This window comes from Streptococcus mitis, from assembly GCF_002096925.1.
GTDB classification, from domain to species: Bacteria; Bacillota; Bacilli; order Lactobacillales; family Streptococcaceae; genus Streptococcus; species Streptococcus mitis_AF.
Map to the genome: position 1 here is coordinate 81,927 of NZ_NCVN01000011.1, position 8,655 is coordinate 90,581.

Consider the following 8,655-nt stretch of genomic DNA (forward strand, 5'->3'; position numbering starts at 1 on the left):
CTCTAAAATTCTGTAAAGAGTAGTTGGATTTCAGGAGTAATGGAAATCCAATCGTCACGGTGAATCAAGACACCCTTGGCTTTTTGAGAACGCAACATATCCTCCAAAGCAGATGCACCAAATTGCACGCGTCCTTTTCCAAGTGATTTTCCACTTTCCTTGTCAAATACTGTCACGATATCACCGTAAGAAAAGGCTCCTTCTGCGTCAACAATACCAGATAAAAGAAGACTCTTTCCATGTTGAGAGAGAGCTTCTGCAGCTCCTTTATCAACCCAAATAGAACCTTGACTCTGAGCATAAAAGGCCAGCCATTGTTTCTGGGTACGAAGTCCCTTCTCTTGCGCAACAAAGTAGGAACCATCCTTGGTCTCCTCAGCTGCCTCAATCATGGCATCTGACTTCAAGGATGAGCAGATATAAACAGGAACTCCTGATTCTGTCGCGATAGTTGCAGCTTTGATTTTGGTTAACATGCCACCTGTACCATTAGACGAACCAGCTCCACCGGCCATATCGATAATCTCACGATTGATGGTCTCGATTCGCTCCAAGCGTTTGGCTCTTGGATCTGAACTAGGATTTCCTGTATATAGACCGTCTACGTCTGTCAAGAGGACCAAAAGATCTGCTTGGACCATGGCTGCAACCTGTGCACTTAGAGTATCATTGTCCCCGACCTTGAGCTCATCAATAACGACACTGTCATTCTCATTGATAATAGGAATCGCGCCACGGCTAAGTAGAACTGACAAAGCCTGATGGGCATTTTTATAACGGCGCTTATCCACAAAATCATCCTGGGTCAGCAAGATTTGTGCAGAAACGATTTGGCGCAAGAGAAGATTGGTCGTGTATTCTTCCAACAAAAGCCCTTGTCCTACCGCTGCTGAAGCCTGTTTATCAGCAATCTTAGTCGGACGCTTTTTAAATCCTAAGGCCCCAAAACCAGCCGCAATGGCACCTGACGACACCAAAATCAATTCATGACCAGCCTCGTGCAGCATAGCCAACTGTTGGGTAATAGCTTTTACTTTACTACGTGATAAACTTCCATCCTCATTCGTCAGAGAAGAAGTCCCCACCTTAAAGACAATCCGTTTGAATTTCATAGTCTCACTCCGATTCTTCATATTTATCCATTATAACATGAATGGCAGGAAATAGAAAAGAGTTGATAGGAAAAAGGTCGAGACAAGTCATCTCAACCTTTTATCACGTCTAATTCTTCCTCAATCTCTCCAAAGTTTCCTTAAAAATCTCTGGGATATCTGCTGTAAATTCCAAAATCTCACCTGTTCTCGGATGAGTAAAACCTAGGGTCTTGGCATGAAGAAATTGTCCATGCCCTTTCAGAGTCTTACGAGGACCATAGACTTCATCCCCAGCGACTGGATGACCAATATAAGCCATATGAACACGGATTTGATGGGTACGCCCTGTCTCCAGTTGTAACTCCACTAAGCTGTAATCACCAAAGCGTTCCAAGACGTGGAAACGAGTCACTGCAGGCTTCCCTTTAGCAGTCACAGCCTGTTTCTTACGGTCTTTTTCACTACGGCCAATCGGCGCTTCAATCACACCACGATCATTAGGCAAATTTCCATGAACAATCGCCCAATATTTGCGGAGAGACTTTTTATCCTTGAGTTCTTGGGCAAGTGCTAGATGCGCCTCATCGTTTTTAGCAATCATGAGAAGGCCTGACGTATCCTTATCAATACGGTGAACAATTCCTGGACGCAGAACCCCATTGATACCCGACAAATCCTTAATATGGTACATAAGGGCATTTACCAGAGTTCCACTAGTATGACCAGCACTCGGATGCACAACCATCCCCTGAGGTTTGTTAACGACTGCCACATCCTCATCTTGGTAGATGATTTCTAGCGGAAGATTCTCAGCTACATACTCTAAAACCTCTGGCTCTGGCACATGATAAGTGACGACATCGCCCTCTTGAACTGTGTATTTAGCTTTCTTGACTTGGCCATTGACCAAGACCTGGCCTGATTTGATTTGTTCATTCGCGAGACTGCGTGATAATTCTGTCAAATCCGACAAAGCCTTATCCAAACGCAGGCCACCAGTTTCAATTTTAATTTCCATTTATTTCCTCTTTTAACATTGCAATCAATAAAATAATCACTCCGACCGTCAGATAGCTATCTGCCACATTGAAAATTGCAAAATTGATAAAGTCAAGGTGAAACATATCCACAACAAAGCCCTGACTCACCCTGTCAATAAAATTTCCAAGACCACCTGCAATGATCAAAGTCAAACCCAAGACCATCCAGAATGAGTCCTCCATGTGTTTATGTAGATACCAAATGGCACCTACCATAACGACCAGTGTAATGATAGCAAATAACCACTGCTGGTCTTGTAAGATAGAAAAGGCTGCCCCTCGATTTTGCAGGTAGGTCAAGCTAACGAAATTGGGAATCCAAGAGCGCACTTCACCCAGTGGAATCTGCTGGACGATATAGGATTTGACTAACTGATCCAGCCCAATCAAAAGCAGTGCAATGACTGCCACTATTCCTCTTTTTTTCATGATTTCCTCTTCTGATTAAAATATTCTTGCATGACTTTTACAAAGAGAGTCCCAGCTTGACTCAGCTCCACTTCTTCACGTTTAACATAGACCATGCGATTATCTAGGTTATCCTTGAGACGAATAACTGTGATGCCATTGACACTATCACTATCTAAAAATCCAGAACCAGTCGCATAAGCATCCGTCCGCTCTAAAATACCATTCAAGGTAGCACGGTCTGTCACATTAAACATCTGTGAGCTCGCACTGGTATCAACAAAGTTCTCTGAATAATAAAGGTACTCGTCTTTTTCTTGAGTGAAACGAACCGTTGGTAGATCCGCTAAATCCTCCATGACCAGTTCCTCTTTCTGAGCCAAAGGATGCCCCTCGCGGAGATAAATGTGGGTATGGAAGGGAATTAATTCAATGACCTCAAGACCTAGCTTTTCAACCCGTTGCATGATCCCCTTTTTATTTTGATTGTTAAGGTAGATAATCCCAATCTCACTATGCCCTTGCGCTACTTCATCAAGTATTTGAACTGTAGTAGACTCAAAAATACGGAAGTTCTTATAATCAGGATAGCGCTCTGAAAAGGCAGTAATAGTTGGTGGCAAGAAGTCATAGTGCTGACTGGCAATGGAAAATTCATCCTTTTCTTCCTCAGGATTAGAATACTGATTTTGAAAAATATCAAATCCTTTAACCAATTCTTGAGCTTTTTCATAGAATTCCATACCACGACGGGTCAAGAAAGTCCCTGAGCTGGTCCGACGGAAAATCTTAAAACCCAACTCTTTTTCCAAATCACGAACAGAAATGGACAGACTCGGCTGACTAACATACATCTTCTCAGCAGCTTCACGAAAAGTACCGCTATTCGCAATAGCCACAACGTAGCGTAATTGTTGAATGTTCATCTTCTACCCCCAACTTCTTTATCTTTTCATTATACCATATTTTAGAAGTTTTCCAAAAAGGAAAAAAGTATGGAAATTTTCAAGTCTCAATAAATACTCTAACATTCCAAGACAAGAATTAGAATAATGTCTTTTTTCAGTCCTTATCTGATTTCAAGCAAACAAAAACAGCATATCTTGTTGATTTACCGTTTATAATATGATGCAAATACAATTTCCATAATATGGGTACCAAACCAAAAAAAGAGGCTCTCCGAAAACTCGGAAAGCCTTAGTTTATGCTATTTCTAGCTTCCTCGCCTTTATATTTTAAGGCTCGGGATAAAAAGGTTCACTGGACCTTTTTATTTAGCGATTGGGTAAACAGAAACTTGTTTTTTATCGCGTCCTTTACGTTCAAAGCGTACTACGCCTTCAACTTTAGCGAACAAAGTATCGTCTCCACCACGTCCAACGTTTACACCTGGGTAGATGTGTGTACCACGTTGACGGTAAAGGATTGATCCACCTGTTACAGTTTGTCCGTCAGCTGCTTTAGCTCCAAGACGTTTCGCTTGTGAATCACGTCCGTTTGATGTAGAACCTCCACCTTTTTTGTGGGCGAAAAGTTGCAAGTTGTTAAGAGTCATTTTTAACATAATGTTTTCCTCCGTGTTAGTTTTCTGTGATAACTCTGGTTTGGACGAACTCAGAAGAGTTCTCCGATAAGTTTGCCATACCTAAGAAAAATGATTCAAAGAATAACTGGGTCATTTCTCTCTGGTGTGAAGGAAGATCTTTTGGTATTTCAACCATCAGATAGCCACCTTCATCTTCGTTTAATTCTAGGATTGGTTCATAGCCTGCAAATTTCTCAATAGAATTGATAAAGTTAATGGCAAGCGTAGAAACCGATGCACACACGACATCAAAGCCGTATTCGCCACTCTCGGCGTGTCCAGTAATTTCCGCACTCCTCAGCTCGCCATCTTCGGCTCTCTCAAAGACTGCCTGTATCATGTGTTCTCCTTAAAATTAAGCGTTGATTGCGTTGATGACAACTTTTGTATATGGTTGACGGTGACCTTGTTTACGGTGGCTACCTTTTTTAGGTTTGTACTTGTAAGTAACAACTTTCTTTTGTTTTCCTTGTTTTTCAACAGTTCCAACTACAGTAGCTCCAGCAACAAGTGGAGTTCCGACAACAGTGTTTTCACCACCAACAAGAACAACTTCGTTAAAAGTAACTTCTTGACCAGCTTCAACGTTCAATTTTTCAACGTAAACTGCTTGACCAACTTCAACTTTAACTTGTTTTCCGCCAGTTTTGATAATTGCGTATGTGCTCATTATGCACCTCCTATGATTTTTATGGGTTTCCCCGAATTTTTTGTGAAGACTCGCCTAGCATCGTGGGACGAACCACTTAAACTTGAATAATCAAGCAACGATGTTCGTGCGGTTGCACAGGATCGTGCATAGTCAACTCTTCAAGTATAGCATATCTCCTATTTTCTTACAAGTAATAACACCTAAAATGAAGCTTTTTCTTTTACTTTTTTCCGCCACTTGGCAAAAAGCATGCTGAGGTAAAAAATGCTCATCATAATAGGAACACCAAGAATGGTCTTTTCATGATAGAAAATCGTCAAATAGGCTGAAAAGACAACGCCAAGGACAAAACTACTAAGCAGACTAACAAATATGAATCCTTCACGCAAAAAAGGTGTGTGCTTGGTTCGGAAATAATCTCCAAAAGCCAGCATGGTCCGTTTGATATTCCCTGTCATAAAGGCATTATTGTAGGCAATACCCGAAACCTCACCAAAAGTAGTTGTCACCAAGCCCATACAAAAGGCTAAGGGCGGTACTAGATAGATATTATCTACAGTTTGCGGCACAAAACCAATAATGATTGATAAGATTGCTAAAGGAAGCAATGACAAAATTGGCTTTTTCACAATTCTCAATTTTTCCTTATAAATCGTTAGTAAAAAGACTCCCATCATAAAAGCTAACAAGGTGAGAACCTTGTCCCTAACATCTGAAACATTATTTTGAATTAATTCTACTGAAAGAAAGACGACATTCCCAGTTTGTCCAGCTACAAGAGTATTCCCTCGCACAATAAAAGTATAGGCGTCTACATATCCTGCACAAAAAGTCAAAAAAAGCGCTAGCCTCTTAGACTGACGTGATATTTTTCTTATAGGTAATAACCTCATTTTCCCTCCCATTTCATTTACTCATCTCATTATTGTACCACTTTATTTGGAAAAGACCTAGTAGCTTATTTGAAATTTTTTACCCTCTGTTGGATAGTCCCGTCTATCTATGTTATAATGAAAGAAGGATTTGAAATCGGAAAAGGAGTAACTATGCTTAAATTAGGCGTCATCGGAACAGGGGCTATCAGCCACCACTTCATAGAAGCAGCCCATTCCAGTGGAGAATACAAGCTGGTCGCAGTCTATTCTAGAAAACTAGAAACTGCGGCAACCTTTGCTTCTCGCTATCAGAATATCCAACTCTTTGATCAAGTAGAGGACTTCTTCAAGAGCTCCTTTGATGTGGTCTATATTGCTAGCCCAAACTCCTTGCATTTTGCTCAGGCAAAAGCTGCATTGTCTGCAGGTAAACATGTCATTCTTGAAAAGCCAGCTGTCACTCAGCCACAAGAATGGCTAGATTTGAAACATACAGCTGAGAAAAATCACTGTTTTATATTCGAAGCAGCCCGCAATTACCATGAAAAAGCTTTCACTATCATCAAAAACTTTTTAGCAGACAAACAAATTTTGGGAGCAGATTTCAACTATGCCAAGTATTCTTCCAAAATGCCTAACTTGTTGACTGGGGAGACACCAAATGTCTTTTCAGATCGTTTTGCTGGTGGAGCTCTTATGGATTTGGGGATTTACCCCCTCTACGCTACCGTTCGTCTCTTTGGAAAAGCTAAGGATGCAACCTATCAGGGGCAACAGCTTGACAATAGCATTGACCTAAATGGTGACGGAATCCTCTTCTACCCAGACTTTCAAGTTCACATCAAGGCTGGGAAAAACATCACTTCCAATCTTCCTTGTGAAATTCACACAACAGATGGAACCTTGACTCTCAACACGATCGAACATGTCAGCTCGGCTATTTTTAGCGACCACCAAGGAAATCAAGTCCATCTTCCTATCCAACAGGCTCCTCATACGATGACTGAGGAAGTCGTTGCATTTGCACACATGATCCAGCAACCAGATCTGAATCTCTACCAAACTTGGCTGGAAGATGCAAGTTCAGTTCATGAGCTACTATATACTATGCGCCAGACTGCTGGCATTAGATTTGAGGCAGAAAAATGAAAACCAAACTACCGACTGAATGGCAAGAACTGAGTGACCAACTCGGTTTCCAAGAATTCACTCCCATTCAAACCCAACTATTTGAGCCCCTTCTTGCTGGAGAAAACCTCCTAGGAGTGAGCCCAACAGGAACTGGTAAGACCCTAGCTTACCTCCTACCAAACCTTCTCAGACTACAAAAGAAAAAAGCGCAGCAACTCTTGATTCTAGCACCAAATACAGAACTTGCCGGACAGATTTTTGATGTATGTAAAACATGGGCAGAGGCTATCGGCTTGACTGCCCAACTCTTCTTATCAGGTTCGAGTCAGAAGCGCCAAATTGAACGTCTTAAAAAAGGACCAGAAATTCTGATTGGAACACCTGGCCGTATCTTTGAGTTGATTAAATTGAAAAAAATCAAGATGATGAATGTGGAAACCATCATCCTGGATGAATTCGACCAATTGCTAGATGATTCTCAGATACACTTTGTCGAGAAAATTACTCACTACGCACCTCGTGACCACCAACTTGTCTATATGAGTGCGACGACCAAGTTTGACCAAGAAAAGATTGCGCCTAACACACGTACCATTGATCTTTCTGACCAAAAATTGGACAACATCCAACATTTCTATATGCAGGTAGATCAACGTCACCGAGTGGATATGCTACGAAAACTAGCTCATGTTGAGGATTTCCGCGGTCTGGTCTTCTTTAACAGCCTATCAGACCTTGGAAGTGCAGAAGAAAAATTACAGTATCGTGATATATTGGCTGTTTCTCTTGCTAGTGATGTTAATGTCAAATTTAGAAAAGTCATCTTAGAAAAGTTTAAAGATAAGCAACTAACCCTACTCCTTGCAACTGACCTTCTTGCACGTGGAATTGATATCGATAGCCTCGAATGTGTTGTAAACTTTGATATTCCTAGAGATAGCGAAACCTACACACACCGTGCTGGCCGTACTGGCCGCATGGGCAAAGAAGGTTATGTTATCACTCTCGTCACTCATCCAGAAGAACTCAAAAAACTTAAGAAGTTTGCAAGTGTCCGTGAAATTGTCCTAAAAAATCAAGAACTCTATATCAAATAAGGTTGGCTCTCGCCAACCCCTGATTGAAGATAAAGAACCTGAGACAAAATAGTTCTCAGCCACAAAGAAGCTAGAGATTTCCAATAGCGGAACTCTAGCTTTTTAATTTTGAGTCGTTCTCTTATTGTATTTGAGGAGGTTATTGGCCATAAGTACCAAACCTATGTCAATTCTCACTTGACACTTCCCTCTCAGATTACATCTCTTGTAACCCAAACAAGCCTTTATCTGCCCAAAGACAGGTTCCACATCAATCTTGCGTTGAGTGAAAATCTGTCTACCTTCGGGAGATAAAAGCGCCTGACATTCTTTAGCTTTCAAGTTTTAATAGCGTTCGTTCATACTACAGTCCCTTTTGAGGGGCTGATTCAGGTTCATCAGCGTAGTAAACCTTGATTTCCTGTTGAAAGTCCGTCTGTGTTTTCTGATGTTTGATATGGTGAAAACGATAATACCAGCCGTAAGGATGTGTGTAGCTATCCTCCTTGTCATTATAGTACCAATTCCCTAAGTTTCTAGCTGACTGTTTATACCCTCTCTTCTGTTCCTTGTCAAACATGGCATATTTAATCAGATGGTTCACCTCCTTTTCATCTAAACGAAGGAGGTTCTCTTCACTTCCATATCCAGCATCTGCGACAACTGTCTTCAAGTCATGAGGATAGGTTTCAAGGAATTCGCATAAAAGTGGCATCTGGATTGGTTTTGGAAAAACTGTTACGCCCTTCAAATGTCTCTTGATACTTCTCATACTTTTCAGCACGTACTGAAAA

Annotated in this window: 10 protein-coding genes, 2 pseudogenes and 1 other annotated feature; of the genes and pseudogenes, 3 read left to right on the top strand and 9 right to left on the bottom strand. The window is 41.2% G+C overall.

The window, feature by feature from the left end; all coding sequences use genetic code 11:
* Positions 1–2: 2 nt before the first annotated feature.
* The 4 genes from proB to B7692_RS03285 form a co-directional block, all read right to left on the bottom strand.
* The gene (proB, locus tag B7692_RS03270; RefSeq protein WP_239822369.1) at positions 3–1,112 is read right to left on the bottom strand and encodes a glutamate 5-kinase; all 1,110 of its coding nucleotides are present in this window, start codon (positions 1,110–1,112) and stop codon (positions 3–5) included.
* Positions 1,113–1,221: 109 nt separating this feature from the next.
* Complete coding sequence (locus B7692_RS03275) at positions 1,222–2,112, bottom strand: RluA family pseudouridine synthase (protein ID WP_084929891.1); 891 nt, start codon at positions 2,110–2,112, stop codon at positions 1,222–1,224.
* Complete coding sequence (gene lspA / locus B7692_RS03280; RefSeq protein ID WP_084929892.1) at positions 2,102–2,563, bottom strand: signal peptidase II; 462 nt, start codon at positions 2,561–2,563, stop codon at positions 2,102–2,104. Before lspA ends, B7692_RS03275 begins: the two co-directional genes overlap by 11 nt.
* Positions 2,560–3,468 carry a LysR family transcriptional regulator gene (locus B7692_RS03285; protein ID WP_084929893.1) on the bottom strand — a complete coding sequence of 303 codons (909 nt, stop codon included), beginning with the start codon at positions 3,466–3,468 and terminating at the stop codon, positions 2,560–2,562. Before B7692_RS03285 ends, lspA begins: the two co-directional genes overlap by 4 nt.
* On the opposite strand from B7692_RS03285, the pseudogene B7692_RS11175 reads away from it, so the two are divergent.
* Positions 3,461–3,535 (top strand): annotated as a pseudogene (locus B7692_RS11175) (AraC family transcriptional regulator); the annotation flags it as partial. The gene B7692_RS03285 and the pseudogene B7692_RS11175 sit on opposite strands and share 8 nt — an antisense overlap.
* Before the next feature lie 277 nt (positions 3,536–3,812).
* On the opposite strand, the gene rpmA reads toward B7692_RS11175, so the two are convergent.
* The 4 genes from rpmA to B7692_RS03305 form a co-directional block, all read right to left on the bottom strand.
* Positions 3,813–4,106: a 50S ribosomal protein L27 gene (gene rpmA / locus B7692_RS03290; RefSeq protein WP_000916509.1), complete on the bottom strand. Its 294-nt coding sequence runs from the start codon at positions 4,104–4,106 to the stop codon at positions 3,813–3,815.
* Positions 4,107–4,122: 16 nt separating this feature from the next.
* Positions 4,123–4,467, bottom strand: a complete 345-nt coding sequence (locus B7692_RS03295) for a ribosomal-processing cysteine protease Prp (protein ID WP_000613694.1) — start codon at positions 4,465–4,467, stop codon at positions 4,123–4,125.
* A 15-nt stretch (positions 4,468–4,482) separates the two neighbouring features.
* Positions 4,483–4,797, bottom strand: a complete 315-nt coding sequence (gene rplU, locus B7692_RS03300) for a 50S ribosomal protein L21 (RefSeq protein ID WP_000109141.1) — start codon at positions 4,795–4,797, stop codon at positions 4,483–4,485.
* Between the two features lie 36 nt (positions 4,798–4,833).
* Positions 4,834–4,921, bottom strand: a sequence feature (ribosomal protein L21 leader region).
* Between the two features lie 58 nt (positions 4,922–4,979).
* Positions 4,980–5,684, bottom strand: coding sequence for a YoaK family protein (locus B7692_RS03305; RefSeq protein ID WP_084929894.1), 705 nt, complete (start codon positions 5,682–5,684; stop codon positions 4,980–4,982).
* A 141-nt stretch (positions 5,685–5,825) separates the two neighbouring features.
* Here B7692_RS03305 and B7692_RS03310 point away from each other — a divergent pair, with 141 nt between their 5' ends.
* Both B7692_RS03310 and B7692_RS03315 read left to right on the top strand, forming a co-directional pair.
* The gene (locus tag B7692_RS03310; protein WP_084929895.1) at positions 5,826–6,803 is read left to right on the top strand and encodes a Gfo/Idh/MocA family protein; all 978 of its coding nucleotides are present in this window, start codon (positions 5,826–5,828) and stop codon (positions 6,801–6,803) included.
* Positions 6,800–7,882, top strand: a complete 1,083-nt coding sequence (locus tag B7692_RS03315; RefSeq protein WP_084929896.1) for a DEAD/DEAH box helicase — start codon at positions 6,800–6,802, stop codon at positions 7,880–7,882. Before B7692_RS03310 ends, B7692_RS03315 begins: the two co-directional genes overlap by 4 nt.
* Positions 7,883–7,984: 102 nt before the next feature.
* Here B7692_RS03315 and B7692_RS11475 read toward each other — a convergent pair.
* Positions 7,985–8,655: pseudogene (locus tag B7692_RS11475) on the bottom strand (transposase); the annotation flags it as partial.